Source organism: Bacillus sp. 220_BSPC, from assembly GCF_001054655.1.
GTDB lineage: Bacteria > Bacillota > Bacilli > Bacillales > DSM-1321 > Peribacillus > Peribacillus frigoritolerans.
This window is the reverse complement of sequence record NZ_JVPL01000183.1, coordinates 17040-36438: the sequence shown is the minus strand read 5'-3', so window position 1 is coordinate 36438 and position 19399 is coordinate 17040. Positions and strand designations below refer to the sequence as shown.

The 19399-nt window shown below is 35.9% G+C and carries 16 protein-coding genes; 5 read left to right on the top strand and 11 right to left on the bottom strand.

What is annotated here, in order from left to right; genetic code table 11:
- Window positions 1–40 precede the first annotated feature (40 nt).
- On the top strand, window positions 41–1018 hold the full coding sequence (locus ADA55_RS13025; RefSeq protein WP_048684467.1) for an NAD(P)H-dependent flavin oxidoreductase: 978 nt from the start codon (window positions 41–43) through the stop codon (window positions 1016–1018).
- Between the two features lie 901 nt (window positions 1019–1919).
- The gene (locus tag ADA55_RS13020) at window positions 1920–2267 is read left to right on the top strand and encodes a hypothetical protein (protein WP_048684466.1); all 348 of its coding nucleotides are present in this window, start codon (window positions 1920–1922) and stop codon (window positions 2265–2267) included.
- 1350 nt (window positions 2268–3617) lie between these two features.
- Here the strand turns inward: ADA55_RS13020 and ADA55_RS13015 are convergent.
- A complete protein-coding gene (locus ADA55_RS13015; RefSeq protein ID WP_048684465.1) occupies window positions 3618–4259 on the bottom strand; it encodes a glycosyl transferase in 642 nt (213 codons plus the stop codon).
- A gap of 744 nt (window positions 4260–5003) precedes the next feature.
- Between ADA55_RS13015 and ADA55_RS13010 the strand changes: the two genes are divergently transcribed.
- The gene (locus ADA55_RS13010; RefSeq protein WP_048684463.1) at window positions 5004–6035 is read left to right on the top strand and encodes an acyltransferase; all 1032 of its coding nucleotides are present in this window, start codon (window positions 5004–5006) and stop codon (window positions 6033–6035) included.
- A 94-nt stretch (window positions 6036–6129) separates the two neighbouring features.
- Here ADA55_RS13010 and ADA55_RS13005 read toward each other — a convergent pair whose 3' ends face one another.
- Both ADA55_RS13005 and ADA55_RS13000 read right to left on the bottom strand, forming a co-directional pair.
- Window positions 6130–7104, bottom strand: a complete 975-nt coding sequence (locus ADA55_RS13005; protein WP_048684461.1) for a bile acid:sodium symporter family protein — start codon at window positions 7102–7104, stop codon at window positions 6130–6132.
- Between the two features lie 4 nt (window positions 7105–7108).
- Complete coding sequence (locus tag ADA55_RS13000) at window positions 7109–8497, bottom strand: FAD-binding oxidoreductase (RefSeq protein ID WP_048684458.1); 1389 nt, start codon at window positions 8495–8497, stop codon at window positions 7109–7111.
- Window positions 8498–9026: 529 nt separating this feature from the next.
- Here ADA55_RS13000 and ADA55_RS12995 point away from each other — a divergent pair.
- Complete coding sequence (locus ADA55_RS12995) at window positions 9027–9815, top strand: FadR/GntR family transcriptional regulator (RefSeq protein ID WP_065421152.1); 789 nt, start codon at window positions 9027–9029, stop codon at window positions 9813–9815.
- A 186-nt stretch (window positions 9816–10001) separates the two neighbouring features.
- On the opposite strand, the gene ADA55_RS12990 is transcribed toward ADA55_RS12995, so the two are convergent.
- Window positions 10002–10181, bottom strand: coding sequence for a hypothetical protein (locus tag ADA55_RS12990; RefSeq protein WP_048684456.1), 180 nt, complete (start codon window positions 10179–10181; stop codon window positions 10002–10004).
- Between the two features lie 318 nt (window positions 10182–10499).
- Here ADA55_RS12990 and ADA55_RS12985 point away from each other — a divergent pair, with 318 nt between their 5' ends.
- Complete coding sequence (locus tag ADA55_RS12985) at window positions 10500–10871, top strand: cyclic-phosphate processing receiver domain-containing protein (RefSeq protein ID WP_048684454.1); 372 nt, start codon at window positions 10500–10502, stop codon at window positions 10869–10871.
- A gap of 881 nt (window positions 10872–11752) precedes the next feature.
- Here ADA55_RS12985 and ADA55_RS12975 read toward each other — a convergent pair.
- The 7 genes from ADA55_RS12975 to ADA55_RS12945 form a co-directional block, all read right to left on the bottom strand.
- The gene (locus ADA55_RS12975) at window positions 11753–12982 is read right to left on the bottom strand and encodes a glycosyltransferase family 2 protein (protein WP_048684449.1); all 1230 of its coding nucleotides are present in this window, start codon (window positions 12980–12982) and stop codon (window positions 11753–11755) included.
- A gap of 108 nt (window positions 12983–13090) precedes the next feature.
- Window positions 13091–14041 (bottom strand): phosphotransferase, encoded by a 951-nt coding sequence (locus tag ADA55_RS12970; protein ID WP_048684447.1) that lies wholly within the window; start codon window positions 14039–14041, stop codon window positions 13091–13093.
- Window positions 14042–14055: 14 nt separating this feature from the next.
- The gene (locus ADA55_RS12965) at window positions 14056–15267 is read right to left on the bottom strand and encodes a glycosyltransferase (RefSeq protein WP_053087405.1); all 1212 of its coding nucleotides are present in this window, start codon (window positions 15265–15267) and stop codon (window positions 14056–14058) included.
- 80 nt (window positions 15268–15347) lie between these two features.
- On the bottom strand, window positions 15348–16259 hold the full coding sequence (locus tag ADA55_RS12960) for a hypothetical protein (RefSeq protein WP_048684443.1): 912 nt from the start codon (window positions 16257–16259) through the stop codon (window positions 15348–15350).
- Between the two features lie 78 nt (window positions 16260–16337).
- Window positions 16338–17432: a CDP-glucose 4,6-dehydratase gene (gene rfbG / locus ADA55_RS12955; RefSeq protein ID WP_048684441.1), complete on the bottom strand. Its 1095-nt coding sequence runs from the start codon at window positions 17430–17432 to the stop codon at window positions 16338–16340.
- A 38-nt stretch (window positions 17433–17470) separates the two neighbouring features.
- Window positions 17471–18445 (bottom strand): GDP-mannose 4,6-dehydratase, encoded by a 975-nt coding sequence (locus ADA55_RS12950; RefSeq protein WP_048684506.1) that lies wholly within the window; start codon window positions 18443–18445, stop codon window positions 17471–17473.
- A gap of 38 nt (window positions 18446–18483) precedes the next feature.
- Window positions 18484–19245 (bottom strand): sugar phosphate nucleotidyltransferase, encoded by a 762-nt coding sequence (locus tag ADA55_RS12945; protein WP_048684440.1) that lies wholly within the window; start codon window positions 19243–19245, stop codon window positions 18484–18486.
- Window positions 19246–19399: the final 154 nt, after the last annotated feature.

Here is a 19399-nt window from a genome sequence, read left to right as displayed (position 1 = left end):
GACTTATAGAAATCCTTGAAAAATGAAAGGGGTATGGCAAATGAAAACGAGAATGACAGAATTATTGGGGATTGAATATCCGATTATTTGCGGCGGGATGTTTCAAGTTGGCCGAGCCCCGCTCGCAGCCGCTGTTTCAGAAGCGGGGGGACTTGGTATCATCACTTCGAAAACACAGGTGACACCAGAGGGTCTCCGTGATGAAATACGCAAAGTTAAAACTTTGACCAAGAAACCCTTTGCTGTCAACCTGAACCTGTTTCCAAGTCAAACGGCAACCCCGAATGATGAGTTCATCGATATTTTAATTGAGGAAGATGTGAAAATTGTTGAAACGAGTGGCCGAAGCCCAGAAAGTTTAATGCCCAGACTTAAAGAGCACGGCTTTACCGTGTTACATAAGGTAGCGAACGTCAAAAACGCTGTGTCTGCAGAGAAATTAGGAGTCGATGCCATTATTATTGTCGGGAATGAAACAGGAGGACATCCAGGCATGGGGGATGTAGGAACGCTTGTCATGCTCCCTAGAGCCGTTGACTCTGTAAATATACCAGTAATAGCTGGAGGGGGATTTTCGGATGGGAGGGGCCTTATCAGCGCCTTATCACTCGGTGCTGAAGGTATCGTCATGGGGACTCGCTTTATGGCAACGCAAGAAGCACCGATTCATGAAAACGTGAAGCAGTGGATGGTATCGGCCAATGAAACGGATACGGTCGTCATCCAACGGAATATAGGCAGTCCTTCGCGTGTAGCATTAAATGCCGTCAGTAAAGAAGTGGACAAACTTGAAAATGAAGGTGCCACTATAGAGGAATTGATTCCGCTAATTACGGGACAAAGAAGCAAGAAAGTTTACTTTGAAGGAAATTTAGACGGAGGCATCTGGTCATGCGGTCAATCCGTAGGACTCATAAAAGAAATATTGACCGTCAATGAACTGATCAAACAAATCGTCCAAGAAGCAAAAAACTCGTTCGAATTCGTCCAAAGCCGTATCGAATCCATTCGAACATAAATAACCTAACTGGAACATGCGATCAATAGTGATTTCGTGTTCCTTTTTTTATCTATTAAACATAAAGTTCCATACGTGGTCAAGAATAGACTTTTTCAAAAATGCATGACCGTTATTTATATCAGAAGAATGATTTATAACGCTAACGAGAAAGGTCAATTCAATAGAATAAAGCTACATAGCCCATCAATTACTTGCTAACTAACTTTCAGCAGCTTCTTAATAAAGACTTTCACAAGTAAAAAACCAAAGAAAAAGGTAATTAACATTTCGTGAGTGTTTACATAACATTTTTATTAAAGCTTGAGATCTTAAAACCATTCTAATTTCTTCTGGCATATTTAATTCCTGAAACTTTTAAACCTTTTTATATAAAATGTAAAAATCGACTTTTACGATATTATTTCTCTCATGAGAAACAAGAAATGATTGCTGAAAGTAGGTGTGGCTCTAAACAAATTTGATTTGCCTTATAACGTTTGCTGCACATATGAAAGCGGTCAATGCTTGTTATTGTACAGCAAAACTCGATGGCGGATTGAGCATCATTAAGTTTAAAACATTTTTTAAAGGTTATTCATGCTATAGGCTGCTATGGGGTTAATTAAGAAAGCTTATAGGAGATTATGTGTGGCTAAATGGAGGATCTATCATCAATTTCAGGTGGAAAGCGGAACTTTCATGATAAAAAACCTATTGAATTGTCATTAAGGTAAATTATATTTATATAATTTTTATTGAGTGTTAACCCGTGATTTTTCTCATTTAGCCATTTAATTTATATATAAGAATAATAAAAATGATAAATTATGTAAATAAAGCAGGGATATTTAGATTACAGCAGAAATATTAGATGACGATTCTTTGAATAGGTCTTTAGGAAAGGAAAGGAGGGAGCAATATGAAGAAAAAGATTAGTTGTGCACTTACCCTAGCTGCTTTTTTAATAGGAGGGGCAATCATTTATTACTCAATTTCTATATCTTTATACACAGCTACAGAAGATTTAAATGAATTCCCTGTACCTAAAAATGCTGAATTGGTTCAGTTAAATGAACAAGGGAATAGATATGAATGGTCAAGGGCTTCTGAAGAAGACGGCATTCCATATGGATATGCAATGGCCCTTAAAGCGAATGGATGGAAAAAGGGGAAAAGTGAGGGCGCTTCAGTTTTATACATGAAGGGAAATAATACAATAGATTTAATTACCACAACCAAGCAATTAGAGATCCTTAGAGTGAAATGACTAAAATGATAAATACTAATTGAATAATCCGATCTATAGCATAAAAATGACTGAAAACGAAATATGTTAACAATTAGCAGATAAATTAAAATTCAATATATAAATCAAGAAAATTTTAATGACCGTAACTGATGTGAAATTAGCTTAAATCCAAATCTTATTGCGAATTTAAACCGAATTTTTAATTGAAGATCAATCATTTTAATTGGAACAATATTTATTTACGTTTTAAAGTATAAGTTAACAATGACTGATTAATAAAAAAATTATAGATAAATAATGGCAATGATTAAATATAAAAAATCTGCATCTTGTCTCACTAAGTTAAGTATTCTTAAGATATGAGACAAAATAAACATTAAAAATAAAACTTCCTATAATATATATTATGTAAACTAGAAAAAATATTTAATAAAAATGTTCCTTTCCTTTCATGTCTACCGCCCCTCAACTATTAAACATTTTTAACAACGACAATCCTTGATTATAGTCATCCATTACGGAAAATATTTTTACGAATGTTTTAGCTTCTTTATTTTCCTTTTATGATTAATTCTAATTCCTGTCAAGACTTTCTTCTTAAAATTATTATCTAATTGATAAATATCCTTGTTGAACCGTTTATTATTTGATTCATTTCCTTATTCCCGAAATAATTCACAAATATTCACAAAATACCCCATTCATAAATCTAAATATTGCCTTTTTCCCATAACTGCAGAATTTAATTTTCATGGTATTTCACAGCACATTCTCCTCAGTTTTATATAGGTTTTTTTATGTTCGGTATAGGGCTCTTCTTGCTCCTATTTAATGACTTTGGCAGCTAGTTGGCGATTTTTGTGACTACTAATGATGGATACCTATATGTTACACCTAAATGCTGTGGGCTTTTTCCGATTTACTGAACGTGTTGGTTTTGGTTATACACTAGTGGAGTCATAATGTCAAAAAATTAAAAAAACAGTAGATTTTGTGTTTATTAATTTAGTGACACAAACACAAACCTGCTGTCTTTGGATTAATCTACTTTATTATTTGTTTTAGCTTCTACTCCACTGATTATTAACTAATGAGAAATATCCCCATACCCTTAATAATTCGAAAAGTGAAATTTACCTTTCTTCAGTTGTCATTAAAGCGTTCATAATGCACTGGCATGATGCTAAAGAAATCTCTTTTATAAAAGAGGTTGTGAAGGAATGTTCTTAAAGTAACGGTGCAGTTCAGTGTAATAATGCAGTTACGCAACCAGCGCGCATTTGATTGAACCAGTTATATAAACATAATCAATTCCTCTCTCAACATGAAAGAATCCTCCAACAGAATGCTGGAGGATTCTTAAGATTATTATTTAAATTTATCCGGAAACTGCTTTATAACTCCCGCAGAGATAGTATCTGCCATTAAGATTATATGTGTGACCCCTTCGTCAATTGCAATGATTCTAGCGTTCCATTCTTTTGCTAAGCTTGCAGATAAATCATTTGTCACTAATTTCAGGTGCATATACAGGAAATTTTTTAGATCTTCATTTTTTAAATGGGGGTTGGCACCGCTAAGGAAAGCTGCAATTTCATCAGCATTTCTATACCATTCCTTGTTTAGCTGTTTCACCAAAGCATCATTTCCACTTTTAGCCGCATCTACAATCTTTCCCGCAATAACAATATGCTCCTTAAGCAGATCCGTAAGTTTGTTACCAGCTTCCTCTCCGTATAGTGGCTTTACAGCATTACCAATATCCTCCTGATTCTTTAGAAGTCTAGCCAGTACCTGTGTTTGATCCTCCGCTCCAGCGGTGGTTGCACTTGTTATATAATTACTTGTCCACAATACATGATCAATCCAAAGTCTCCTGAATTCATTTTCGAAGTTTACCTCAGATTGGCTAATACGTTGTACTTGTGGCTTAGCGTAAGCGCTAGTTGTTCCGGCCACCATGTTTAGAGGAAATAATAAAATAAATCCCATCAACAATAATTTTTTCATAAAACCATCTCCTCCCAAAGTTAAAAAGTTCCTTTTTATTATTGATATATGCGATTTTTATATGCATAAATTGCTCGTACTTACCATGTTTATATTAAATTGGAATTAGATGGACTCACATCGTCCAATGTAAGCTGTTTTGTATAAAATCAGGTCATCAATCATGATATTAATATACAGACACAACTACGTCGCATTGGTGCTTGAAATATGATGAATTAATGTTTAAATTACTTGAAAATTCAGGAATGAGACGCAAAGAATTAGTGAATTTAATATGGGAGCAAGTTAATAGAGAAAGTAGAAAATAAGAACGCCTCCTCCCCCTTCATCCTTCTTTTAGAGGCAAAAATTAAATGTTTTTTATATCAGCAGGGCTTATGGTCCAGCATGTGTGCAGTGCTTCAAGCAATGATAATTAAATACCAATTTGCAAGTTGCGATTTGCAAGTTGCAATCAGAAAGTCCCCACATTTCCCTTAGTCAAAAGGCTTTGATTACAGGGGTTTCTTCTGTAAGGGCCAGATTAACAAGAACATAGGCATTCATTTGATTACTATCTGTATAGTGAAGCTACTACTACAAACAGTCCACCCTCCTGAACGATTAGCCGTTCATTAATTAAGTTTTACAGTATCTTGTAATTGGAATCAGAAAGAGAAAGAGAAAAATAAATTTTTCTTTGGTGTACATAATATAGGGAACAACCAATGATAGTAAAAGTGTTATGAAAAGGGTGAACAAATGGAAAGAAATAACGCGATTGACTTTATTAAATTTTTTGCCATATTATCTGTTGTAGTCATTCATGTGTTCCCGAGGGATAGCCAAATTGGTCTATTTATTCTCGATAACTTCTCAAGGTTTGCGGTGCCATTCTTCTTTACTGCATCTGGTTATTTGTTCGGTCAAAAGATGATCCATAAAAGGGATTCCTTTGATTATTTTAAAAAGTATATTATAAAAATCTTGAAACTGTATTTGTGCTGGCTCTTCTTTTATATGATGTATGATGTTCTAATTCTTTATAAAGATGCTGCCGATGTACCAAAGGAATTTGCGCAATACATTAATCATTTTTCTTTTCTTGACCTTATATATTACGGAACTGGGACTAGCGGATACCAATTGTGGTTTTTAACCGCATTAATTTGGAGTGTTATCATTCTATTCGGTTTTTTTAAGTTAAAAAAAGCAAGGCTTCTTTTAACCATTAGCTTAATATTCAACCTGTTAGGTCTTTTCGGACAATCGTATTCGGTGTTCTATGATCTTCCTCTGAGTACACGGGATGCTTTATTCATTGGTCTTTTTTATACAACTTTGGGATTCTTCTTTGCGGATGATAAATTCTTTAAAAAGTCAGGAGCAATAACAGCCAAAACCAATTTATCATTAATTTTAATCTTCTTTATTATCCAAGTGGTAGAGGGATACTTATTAGAAAAGATATTATCGGGAAGTCATGGGGAATATTTTATTTCTACTATCTGTTTAACTGCATTTCTTTTTTTATTTGCATTAAATAATAAAACATTGGGGAAGGATTTGTTCATTACTAAAGTAGGAGGAAGAGCTCTAGGTATATACATTGTTCATGTAGTCTTCATCGATATTTTTGATTTAATTATATCGGCACTAAGACTGGATTATATATCTGACAATTTATTCTTAAAACTATTTGAGACTCTCCTTATAATTACGATGTCTTACATTTCTTATGACCTACTTCAATATTTCAAAAGGCGTTTAAGCAAAATGGTAACAAGCAATTAGTGGAAAATCAAAACCCTTACTTAGTGCAGGGATTTTATAGACAGCAAAAAAATCCCTGCTGGGAGCATGGGATCTCTTTTTCTATTACATATAATTAAAGCTTGGTCTCCGCCGGATGAACTGGCGCTTTCTCTATACTGTCGCCAGCATGTTTTTTTGACCAGTAAGTCGCGAGAATTGGTCCGGATATGTTGTGCCATGCAGCAGCCAGGACGCTTGGAAGGGCTGCCAGCGGGCCGAAATGTGCAGTGGCAAGCGCAACACCTAACCCGGAGTTCTGCATGCCCACTTCAATCGAAATCGCTCTTCTATTCACTTCATCAAGTCCAAGCACTTTTGCTGCTAAGTAACCAAAAAGTAGCCCAAATCCGTTATGAAGCATCACGGCAGTAAAAATAAGGAACCCGGAAGCAGCAATGCTAGCTGCGTTGCCTGAGACTACTGCGCTTACAATAGTTATAATGGCTGCTACCGAAATAAGTGGTAAAACGGTCAAGCTTTTTTCAACTGCTACTGGGAAAAACCGCTTAATGGCCAATCCTAAAACAATCGGAAGAAGGATGACTTGTACAATGGACTTAAACATATCAAAAAAATCAACCGGCATCCATTGTCCTGCCAGCAAAAGCAGAAGAAGTGGTGTCATGATTGGTGCCAGTAAAGTTGATACCGAAGTCATAGCTATCGATAAAGGTACATTCCCTTTTGCAAGATATACCATCACGTTAGAGGCTGTTCCTCCTGGTACACAGCCAAGCAATACCAGACCTGCAGCTAATTCGGCTGGCAAATTCATGAGTTTGGCAATAAGGAATGCTACAGATGGCATAATTATAAACTGGGAGAAAACTCCAATTATCACGGGCAGTGGTTTAGTAATGATTATTTTAAAATCAACTGCCTTCAAAGTGAGCCCCATTCCAAACATGACAACGCCAAGCAATATTGTAATATATCCGCCCAATCCCAAAAATGGCTCAGGAAAAATAAAGGCAATGACGGATATTAAGATAACCCAAACAGCAAAATATTTTCCGGCTACTGTGCTTAATGCTTCTAATACTTTCATTCCATCACACTCTTTCTAGCATTAATATTTTATTTGGATTTAATAAATTATCGGGATCAAGGGCTAATTTGATTTTTTCCATCACAAACAGTGAGTTCCCATGTTCTTTTTCCTGATATTTTTGTTTACCGACCCCAACACCATGTTCGCCAGTACATGTTCCCTTACGTTCAAGGGCATACAGGACAATTTGTTCATTTAGCTGTTCAGCTCTTTTAATCTCTTCTTGATTATTGTTATCGATCATTAAGAGTACGTGATAATTTCCATCGCCTACATGACCGACGATCCCACCGGTAAGGCCCAGTAAATCAACTGCTTCCCTTGCATGGTGAATGGCACCGGACAGCTCTGAAATCGGAAGGCAGACATCAGTCACCATCAGTTTTTTCCCAGGATTGCCATGAATATAAGCATAGGCAAGATTATGGCGAGCTTCCCATAGGCGGTTCCTGGCAGCATTATCTGTTTCAAATTCAATATCGTAACAATTATGTTCAGCTACTATTTCTTTAGTGAACTCTACGTCATGTTTCAACCCGGCTTCATTACCATGAAACTCCAAAAATAGTGTAGCTGCTTCGTTATAGCTTGTATCACTATAAAGGTTAACCTGTTTCATTGATGGTTCATCGACAAGTTCCACCCTTGCTATTGGAACACCTGACTGCAAAATGCTTACAACAGCTTCCACCGCATGGTTCAATGTCGGAAATGATGCTCTTGCCGCCATGACGTGCTCAGGAATTCCGTAAACTCTTAACGTCAATTCCGTAAAGCAGCCAAGCGTTCCCTCTGAACCAACAAAAAGGCCGTTTAGATGGTAGCCTGATGACGATTTAGCGGCCAAATTGCCAGTATGTATAATCGAACCATCTGCAAGTACCACTTCAAGATCACGGACTTGATCACGCATCACACCATATTTAACTGATGTCGTTCCACTGGCATTTGTTGCTGCCATTCCGCCAAGAGTAGCATCAGCTCCCGGGTCAACGGAAAAAAACAAACCGTATTTTTTCAATTCTTTGTTTAGTTGCGAACGCGTTACGCCAGGCTGAACTTTTACGAGAAAATCGTTTTCACGCACTTCCAGGATTTTATTCATTAGTGAAAAATCAATAGTTATGCCATGGTTATACGGTATGACATGTCCCTCGAGGCTTGATCCCAACCCAAAAGGAACCATCGGGATTTTGTACTTATTTGCCAATTTCACAACTTCACTGACTTGCTGTGCTGTTTCCGGAAATACAACGATATCAGGAAGACTTACAGCATGATAGGATTCATCTCTGGCATGCAATTCTCTTACTGTCTGGTTTTCCGTTACTTGACTTTCCGAAAGGATTTGCTTTAAATCGTTGATTAAATTTACACTAGCCGCTTCCATCTATTCTCCTTCTTTCTGGTTTAACATCCGTTTCTGCCATATCAAAAACTTTGGTCGTACCTATACCAAGATTTAGTTTCTTCTTCTTTTCTTCAACTGTAGTATCAAGAGATGGTATCCCCCTCCTTAATAGCTTTATATGATTACGCTTCCATTTATCGGATAATTGGTCTAACCAATTTTCATTATACTAAATTTTTTGACTTTTTCAACAATTATCCGTTTTATACTTTTCTCCATAAAAAAATGCTTTATTCTCAATATTTATAGTTAATTTTCCATCCTTATAACAAAAACCAAATGACCTTTAATAGCCATGTGAACATAATTTGACTGAATCTAGACCATTATATTTTTACAATATTGGTCTAACCAATTAAAATATCAGATTTTTTCTACAGTTATTTATTTTAATTTTAATATTGCGGATTATCCCCTTGCTTCATAAATGAATGCTTGTTAGAATGATTTCACTAATAGTCGTACCAGCATGTTGTAAGGGTTGTCATGGAAGGATGTGAAGAAAGTAATGGATTCACTACCAGTTAAATCTCCCAAAGTGTACGAAATCATCTTCAATCAGATTAAGGAATCTTTTATTAGCGGTGAATTGAAACCTGGAGATAAATTACCGCCTGAACGCGAATTATCCAACCGTTTTAAAGTGAGTCGAACATCAATCAGGGAAGCCCTTCGAGTATTGGAGATTAACGGAGTCATTGAGATTAGACCAGGTGATGGAACATTTATCAGACAATCTGATGTTAAATCACTGATTGAACAGCTATCCACCTCAATCATCAAGGCTGAGGACAACATGGTCTATGAAATGCTTGAAGTCCGTCGAGTAATTGAAACGGAGTGTGCTTTACTTGCTGCGCAGAGAGCAAACTCTCTTGATTTACAAAATATCCTTAAAGCTCTGAAAGAAATGGCACGTTCGGAACATGATGAAGAATTAGGCTTGCGAGCAGATCTGCTTTTTCACCATAGTATTGCACAAGCCACAAATAATTCCATATATGCTGGATTGGTTTATACTCTAAGTGACCAAATGAAAAATACGATTCGTGCCACCAGACGGCATCGTTTCGCAAAACCAGGTCATTTTCAAGAAACGCTTCAAGAACATAAAGAAATCTACTATTCCATCGCATTAAAGGACGCGGACAAAGCCAAGCAACTAATGAATACCCATATCATTCGCATTAGAGAGCAGATGGCTGCGGCTACACTTGAAAGCATTGGAGAAGAAGCAAAAATTGCTGCTTATCCAAATGAAAAAGATCAGCCTCACAATGCTGTAGGTGAAAAATAAAGTTCCGCTTGCAATATAACTAACCAGAACATGGAGTTATACCTCAGAAATATTAGCTAATTGATTTTTTAAACAAGACCTATTAATTGACACTGTTTTGCCCATTAAAAAAGCGCCTTTCTCTGAGGGCGCTAAGCTGGTTAATTATAGTTAAAAAATTGATCCCTATATAAGTAAATGTTGGTTTTATCCTTTTGACATAGTGAAGGAATCAATGTTACATTCTTTTAGAACATTATCAATCAATGAAAGCTGATCATTAATCATTGATAAGTAGGACATATGATAGTCATTAATTTGTTCCTTTAACTCCAACAGCAGCGTTTTGTCCCTTAATATAAGGTAAATCTCTTCTGGATGTAACATATCACTTCTCCTTTTAGTCAAGATATTACCTTTTACCCAAATTATTACAATCACTAACTTATAAATGGATGTTTTGTACTATATTCACAAGGGACTGCTCAGTTACAGTTCCTTCTTATAATATAGATCCGTTAGTTGAAGTAGCACGACGATCATTATATAGAATATTTATTAAAAAAGGTTGTCGTATAGTAGTATTAAACGTCGAATATGCCCCCTTCTTACTTTGTTGTGTTAGACTTAATAGATAAAACCATATTTTCTTGGGTTTAATTGACTTTTCTTAGTCACACTTGCATAAGCAAAGGAGTGAAGGAAATGGAGAAAATCAGCGTTTTTTTGGATGACTATCGGAAAGCACCGGATGGCTATGTGTTAGTCGAGACTATTGACGAATGTTTAGAGCTATTGCAAAACTTTGATATTGAACATCTCTCTTTGGACCATGATTTATTAAATAAAACCAGGAATGGTTTTATGCTTGTTCAAAAGATGGTGAAAGAAAAACTATTTGCTAATCGCATTACTATTCACTCTGCCAATTCAGTTGGCGGTAAAGCGATGTACAACTGTTTAAAGCAAGCACAACGGAATTTAACTATGCCCCCTGCCATTATCGTATCCTTACGACCATTGCCCCTCAAATTCTTCCCTCCAAGGGTTCTGCAACATTATAAAGAAATAAGGTAAACTCAACTCTCCACCTCTCTGTTACATTTCATCCATGATTATTCATTTTTAAGCCAGTTTATTGGATTGGTAAAACTGGATTCAGAATCATATATTTACCTTGTTTTTACTTTAATTCCCAATAGACAGTAGGCAAGATAAATAATAGTTCGAAAGGGCAACTTTAGAGGTGCCCTTTTGTATTTTTTCTTTGACTAATAAATTTTACCTTAGCTACTCCTGAATATGTATTAATCGAACCCCTGTGTTGGATAAGAAAATATCCAAATTATTTAGTTATAGTTTTTTATTAATAAAGAGCTAAACTCATCCTTATTTTGATACGATAGAAGCTAAATTAGAAAAAAGCATTAGAAGCTCTGCAAAATCCATTACCCGTTTTTAAACCTGATTTACATGAGGAACCCTTTGTTCCCAGTGATTTATGTAAGGAGTTAGCTTCTATTTTGTTTTTATTCCAAGAAAAACTTTATAAGGTGGAAATAGAATGGGCTCTAAGTGATACAGAGAAATTTCTAAAACCCTTTTTTAACCTGTTGAAGAATGCAATTGAGGCAATGGATGAATTTCAAGGCAAGGGGAAAATTAGAATTGAACATTATTATAAAAATGGAGAGATTCATAAAAAAAGTGAGTTGATACAGGAGTAGGAATATCTGAAGATAAATTAAATCTGCTAGGAACAACGTTCTTTTCCACCAAAAACGAAGAAACAGGTTTAGGTCTAACTTAGATCATATAAGTTCGAACAAAGGACCAGTAATCTACGTGTGCCCTCCGTGATCTTACACCCGGCAATCATGCGAAAAAGAGAGCGCAGTGCCCTCTCTTTGATCAGATTTGGAAAATGACATAATCACTTTTACTAGTCAACCTTTACCTTATTCGGATTTATAGTGCCCTCTAAAACTTCTGTCTCCTTCTGTTAAATTCTTTTTTAAATCCCTTCGCAAGGCTAAAAGTGCATGTGCGAAATGTCGTATTTCATATGTTTCCAACAATTCATTGATCTGCTCCTCTAATTCACTTTCCTCCATGCCAGCACTTGGCGCTTCTTTTAATTTATTATCTCCCATTTTAAAATAGGATTTCCTTTTCATTTGGAGGAGTTCTAGATAATAACTCAACAGTCTATTGTATTTACCTATTTCTTGAAGAATATAAAGATCTTCCACGATATGGTTCAACTCTTTTTCGTCAATGGATAGGGAACCACGCAAAAATGTGCATATGCAAGCGAGAACAATATCAATATGTCTAATATCGTTATACTTATTACATATATATTCAAAGCTTTTAAGGGCCTCCCCTTTCATGTAATTTTTTGGATGTGCCTGATGGACGTTTACAATATTCGAGAGTTTAAATTTACAACCAGACTTATATAGCTGAATCCCAAGATCATAGTCCTCAAAACCCCAATTCACAATCTTTTCATCAAACATGCCGACTTCTATTACTTTTTTTCTAGGTGCTGATGAATTATTGGTGATAAAAAACCTCCAAGGCAAATGGTATCGTTTTAGGTCTGATCCAAATTCTTGAATGACTTTTTCTAAAGAATCGATAAAGGGCGTGTCTTTTCCGAAGCTATATTTTATGAAACTGCCATCGGTGATCTTTTCTGGAGGAATCAATTGAAGTATATCTTGATCGAAATCCATGGATTGGTAGTGAAATCGATCTTTTACTTTATTAAATTCGGAGATTCTGAAATCCTCAAAATTTTTGTAATAATAGGTGAAAATCTCCTTCCAAATGAATCCGCAAACTACCGTATTCTCATTATGATGTGCTTCCAAATGTTTTCTGACAAAATTTTTCTCAGCAATCATATCACTGTCATGAAAAATGAGTATATCTCCTGTCGCTTTTGAAATACCCTGGTTTCTTCCATATGCAATACCTTTATTTTCAGTTACTCTAACAGTTTCAAGTCGGAAACTCGCTGAAAATTCCGATAGCATTTTGGCAGTACTGTCAGTAGAACCATTATCGATGACAATGACTTCAAATTGCTCATGGGGATAGTCCTGAAGATTTAGGGATAGCAGATTATAATAAAGACGTTCACATGCATTGTAAGACGGAATAATAATACTTGCTTTCACACAGGTACACCTCGCTAATGTAGCTTATAAATCCTAACAAAATGACAAAACAAAAAGGATAATGTCAATTGGGATGATGCTAGTTTAAGGTTAAGCAAAATTCCAGTGTTAGCGTGCAATATCCGGTCTGAGCATATCTTGCAGCGTTTTGATACCTTCTTGGGAGAGGACCCATTCCACTAATTCCTTTTGCTTTGAAAACTCTAAATCCCCTTTATTAATAAAACTCCCAAAAAACAATCCAAGTTTAGCAATCATAACAGGGAGTACCATTTGTTCTTGTTCAGATAATACGCCATAACCTTGCAAAAAAGGCTTCCCTAATGCTTCGCTTTTATCTTTTAATAAATAAAAATAAAGGGCGTAGGCTACATCAAAGACACATTCCCCTCGCTGAATCGAATCGAAGTCCAATATACAGCACACTTCACCGTTTTTTTTGTAAAGCTGATTCCCGGGGTGCCAATCGCCATGTAAAATCGTTGTAGGTAGATCTATGGAAACACTTTCTAAATTTCGGGAATTATTCAGGATCAATTCATTTATTTGATAGATTTCCAATATGTTCTGATTCGTCCAGTTGTAAAGTGGCTGTAATTTAGACATGTCGTCCAACACACTCCAATTGTAATAATCGTATATAGATTGTCTTGGTGGAGGATCTTTTTTAACATGCATTAGTGTTTGGTGCATTTTTCGCAGCATGATGCCGCTGAAGTAGGCTTGGTTTGGAATCCACTGGAAATGATTAGCCTGTACGAACGGGGTAACTTCTATAAAATGATCATTGTATGTTGAATAATAGTTTTCAAATTTATTTTGTATAGGCATTAATGCTGGTACATTGGATGAACGGAGAATCGAAATGATATCATGTGCATAGTGAATACGTTGTGGTTCAAACTTTTCTCCATAGATTCGAATGACAAAAAGGCCTTTTTCTGTTTTGATCTTTAAATTCGTATTTACAAACCCACCAAGGCGGCCTTCAACTGCTATCAGATCTCCAATTCCAAATTCCCTGCATATCGATTGGAGGTCGCCTAATGGAAAGTCCATGTTGAAAACCCCTTTCACTTTGTCGAAAAACTATTTGAATTATAATTATTTAATGCAATAAAGGCGTTATAAAAATGACTCATGCCAAATTTTTCATGAATTTCGTTTACCTTTTGGAAAACAATATTAAAATCTATACTTTTACCCAAATCATTTAATTGAATTTGCTCCTCTTGTTTCAAATATTTCTTTTTGGCTATTTGTAGCATTTCCCGAAAAGAATCTAATAGATCACTGTACCTTGAGAGTTTACGTATTTCGTATATTTCTTCCATCAAACTGTTTAAATGCGTTGATTCGATAATGGGTTCCATGGGTGGAAAAATAGAAGCGATGTCAAATAGCAGGCTTAAAAGCATATCTATATAATCAATTTCATTATATTTTTCAAACCAATAATCAGTACTTGCTTTAATTTCTTTGGTCGTATAATTTCGCTCATGTTCTTGATGTGCGCTTATAATATCGTGTCTGACAGAAAATTCACTACCGGATTTGTAGAGCCTATAGCCTAAGTCAAAGTCCTCGAATCCCCAATTTGCATTTTTTTCATCAAATAAACCAATTTCCAAAACCCTTTTTCGTTCAACTGAAGCGTTATTTGTTAGAAAATACCTCCATGGAAAATGGTAACCCGTTAAATTCTCCTTATACGTTTGAAGGGTTTGTTTTAAATAGGAAAAGAGAACAACGTTATCAAATTCGAAGCTATAGTTCATAAACGAGCCGTCTTTGATCTGTTTTTCAGATATTAGTTGATAGACAATATCGTTTACTTGTTGAACCCCAGTATATGGGTTGTTTAACCTTTTAAATAGCTGTTGGTGAAAGGATTTAAAATTTTCATAATAAAAACTGTATATTCTCAGCCAACATAATCCACAAACCACCTTGTTTTTTTCTTGATGTGCCTCGATATGCTTTCTTACATAGTCTTTTGACGCGATCATATCACTATCATGAAAAATCAGAATATCTCCGTTAGCCTTTAATATGCCTAGGTTCCTCCCATAGGCGATTCCCCTATTCTGATCCACTCGTAATGTTATAAGAGGGAATTTTGCTTCGAATTTGGATAGCATATCAATCGTGTCATCTGTTGATCCATTGTCGATCACAATCACTTCAAAATCCTGATGTGGGTAGTCTTGGTACGATAGAGAGAGTAGGTTTAAATATAACCGTTCCTTTGCATTATAGGAGGGGATAATAATACTTGCTTTCATCATTTCACCTTCTTCATTTCGTTATGGGAATCATTTATACATCCAAAGCCATTATTGACAAATTGCGAGTACCCATTCAGCTACCAATACCGTTTCAAATCTTCTTCAGATGCATATCCGTTGAAAGTGGGATCAATTTTTTCTGCCAAATCGATTGACTCCTGGAGCTTCTGTTGATAATACTCAAAGATAAATGGAACATATTTCTGGTTAAATATTAACTCGATTTTATTTTTATTCACAATTCTCAAACCGCAAAAGTGATAAAAGATAAGCCTATCTTTATTTACATAAACTGCACCATCATCTTCATGGAATTGAAATTTCAGGTCATTCCATATACCGATATTGACTCCTGGGGTTGTGATATCACAAACATTGGAAAATAACTTTGGCATTTGATCTAAATATTTCTGATCACCAAAAAACCCCTCACTAGGTACAATTTCACATCGTTCAATGCATTTCTTTTTCCACCACTGCAAACAAGATAGACCAAATTCGTCCTTTTTGAAGCTTATATATCCAGAGTTATAAACTCCCGTTATTTTTTGCATATAACGCTTAAAGTTGGAACTCCAGGAGGGGTTGTATTTTTCTTCCGGAGACAATAGGACCGAGCAATCTGGTTGATTCTTGAATATAATGGAAGGGTCATTCCAAAAATATAAATCACAATCAAGATAGGTTAATCGACTTGCCGAATGATGTTTCATCATAAGATGCTCTAAAAAAATAGGTTTTAACGTCCAACAGTATTCATGGATCTTTCTTTCTGTTTTTAAAGCTAGAACTTCTTCTCCAAGTTCTTTTTCATGAACGACGTGAAGATTTTTAATATTTAATTTTTCCAATAAGTTATACGTCTCATCTTGAATGCAAAGTGCGAATAGATCAAAATCCTCCTTTGACGTCTTTTGCAAGGAAAAAACCAAGGCAAGGAATTGGTATACCCTGCCTTTCGATAAAATGGAACAATAAACATTTTCCATTGAAGCACCTCATTTTCTTTTTTAAAGATAATTTAGTTTTTATATAACTACATGTTGAAAAATTTTGAATGTTATGAGTTAAATAGATTTCATATCAATATTACGATACTCATCAATCTGCTTCATGCATACAGCCATCAAGTCAGAATTAGATTGATAGGCCTGTGTCCATTCAATGACTTTGTCAATTGCACATTCGGTATTCCATTTCGGATACCACCCCAATTTGAATTTCGCTTTTGAGCAATCGAGTCTTAATTGATGGGCTTCATGTAGATGACGTCCGTTTTCAATTTCATATGTGGCATCCTCTCCCCATTTGGAACAAAGACTCTTCACAACCCATTCAACGGATTTTCCGCTATCATCGTCTGGACCAAAATTCCAGCCTTCCGAATATTGCTTTCCATCACTATATAATTTCTCTACCAATAATAGGTACCCACTTAACGGATCGAGGACATGCTGCCACGGCCGAATAGCATAAGGATTTCTAATTTTAATTTTTTCTCCCCTTAACAAGGTTTTAATACAATCCGGTATTAAGCGATCAACCGCCCAATCACCACCGCCGATGACGTTACCGGCTCTTGCAGTTGCGACCCCTACTCCGTGCGATTCATAATCCTCCAAATTAAAAAATGATTTTCGATAAGCTTCAGTGACTAATTCTGAGCAGGCTTTACTGCTTGAATATGGATCATATCCGCCGAGCACATCGTTTTCCCGGTAACCCCAAAACCACTCCTTATTTCCATAGCATTTGTCAGTGGTTACGTTAATCACCGCTTTGATGGGAATGCCCTTGTGGATGGCATTTCGCACGGCTTCTAGTAGGTGAACGGTTCCCATTACGTTAATTTCATAGGTTTCAACTGGGTTTAAGTAGGAGGTTCTAACTAATGGCTGTGCTGCCATATGAATGACAATTTCAGGCTTTAGTTCTAAAATAGTGGATTGTAATGTGTGAATGTTCCTAATATCCGCATATCGGGTAGGTATCAGCTGGTCGATACGGCATAATTCGAATAAACTGGGGGAAGTTGGGGGCCTCATACTATATCCTGTTACCTTAGCGCCTAATGAATAAAGCAACAAACATAACCAGGAACCTTTAAATCCGGTATGACCGGTAACAAGTACTTTTTTTCTATTCCAAAAATCTTTATTCATAAACTAACACCTTCTTTTCATTCTCAAAATGTTCAATTCTACTCTCCTAATCGGAAATATTCCTTATACCATTCTATTGTTCTTTTTAAACCTGCATCAAAATTAAAGATTGGTTTCCAGCCTAATAGCTCTTCTGCTTTTTGGGCAGACAGAAATTGCTGTTTTGATTCGTTGTTTGCTAATTTTAGAATGATTGGATGTAAATCACTATTCATAACAGTCAATATTTTAGTTACGACATCCAATACACTTAACGGTTTTTCATTACTGAAGTTAAACGCTTCTCCCGAAATCTCCAATTCCTCCATTTTTTCTGCCAATAGCATCATGGCATATACGGCATCTTCAACATGGAAATAGTCGCGAACAAAAGTGCCATCACTCCTTATTACGGGGGATTCATGATGAATAATAGAGCGGATGGTTTGAGGTATGATCCGATTAAAGTTTAAATCTCCACCCCCGTATACATTTCCGAATCTTGTGATACATACAGGCAGTTTGTAAGTATAAAAATAGGTATGGGCTATTAGGTCAGCACAGCTTTTTGAAACATCATATGGTTGTCTCCCTTGTAGGGGGAAGGTTTCATCAAGTGGGACTCGTGTATGATGACCATATGATTTTTCACTTGATGTAATGATTATTCTTTTTACCGGATGATGCCGGCAAGCTTCTAATAGGTTCCATGTACCACGTATATTGGTTTCAAAAGTATGAACTGGATTCTGGTTCGCTGTCCCCACGATGGATTGTGCAGCCAGATGAAAAACAGTATCTATTTCATATTTCTCCAGTGCCTCTTGGATCATTGGGAGATCCGCTAATGTTCCGTGAACATAGTTGATGTTTGAACATAGGTCCTCGTGAAAAGAAGAGGAGTTCAAACCTTTCCCTCGAATAAGTCCTGTTACATTTACACCTGATTTTGTCAATTCATTTACTAAATACCTTCCCAGAAAGCCTGTACATCCTGTAACTAAAACGTTTCGATCCTTCCAAAATGGATTCATACTATTCATTCACATTCTTTGCCTTCCATCTTAATTCGTTACTTCGCCCAAAAATTCATACCTTGCTTCCACATTTCATTTAGTTCTAACACGTTTTTATAGGTATCCGCTCCCATCCAGAATCCTTCATGAAGATACACTGCCAATTGACGATCTAGTGTCAGATTTTTCAAGGGTTGTTCTTCAAAAATGCAATTGGGATGATCGGTTAAGTATTCGAATACTTTAGGTTCTAATACAAAAAAACCTCCGTTAATAACCCCTTCGCTCCGTGATTTCTCAGCAAATGATTCTGCTATTCCTTTATTAACAGTTAAAATACCATATTGACTAATTTTATTTACTCCTGTTACGGTCGCAATTGCCCCATTGCCTTTATGGAATTTCAATAATTCCAATAAATTTATATTGGCCAATCCATCAGCATAGGTAAGCATAAAGGTATCGTTTCCTATATATTCTTCTGCTCTTTTTATTCTGCCTCCCGTCATGGTCTCTAAGCCGGTATCAAGAAAGGTGATTTTCCATTTTTCTGGATGTTGCAACAATTGAATGTTTCCGGTAGAAGTATCTAATGTAAAATTATGATTTTTCCAATCATAATTCATAAAGTATTCCTTTATCTGATCTCCTTTATATCCAAGCAATAAAATAAAATCATCAAAACCATAATTTTTATATAGTTTCATGATATGCCACAGCAAAGGCTTGCCTCCTACTTGGGCTAATGGTTTGGGTACATCATTTGTCAACTCACTCATCCTTGTACCCTTTCCTCCACATAGGATTACTACTTTCATGTATTTCCCCCCGTTGTCATTACATTTTCCTTCATCTTATTCGGTCATGTAATCCTTGTTAACGGCTTATCCCTATTTATAGCAATAATATTTTAATTTGGGTCGGTAGACGCAAACTATTACTGACACAGACTTGAAAGGCCCGTTCGAAGAA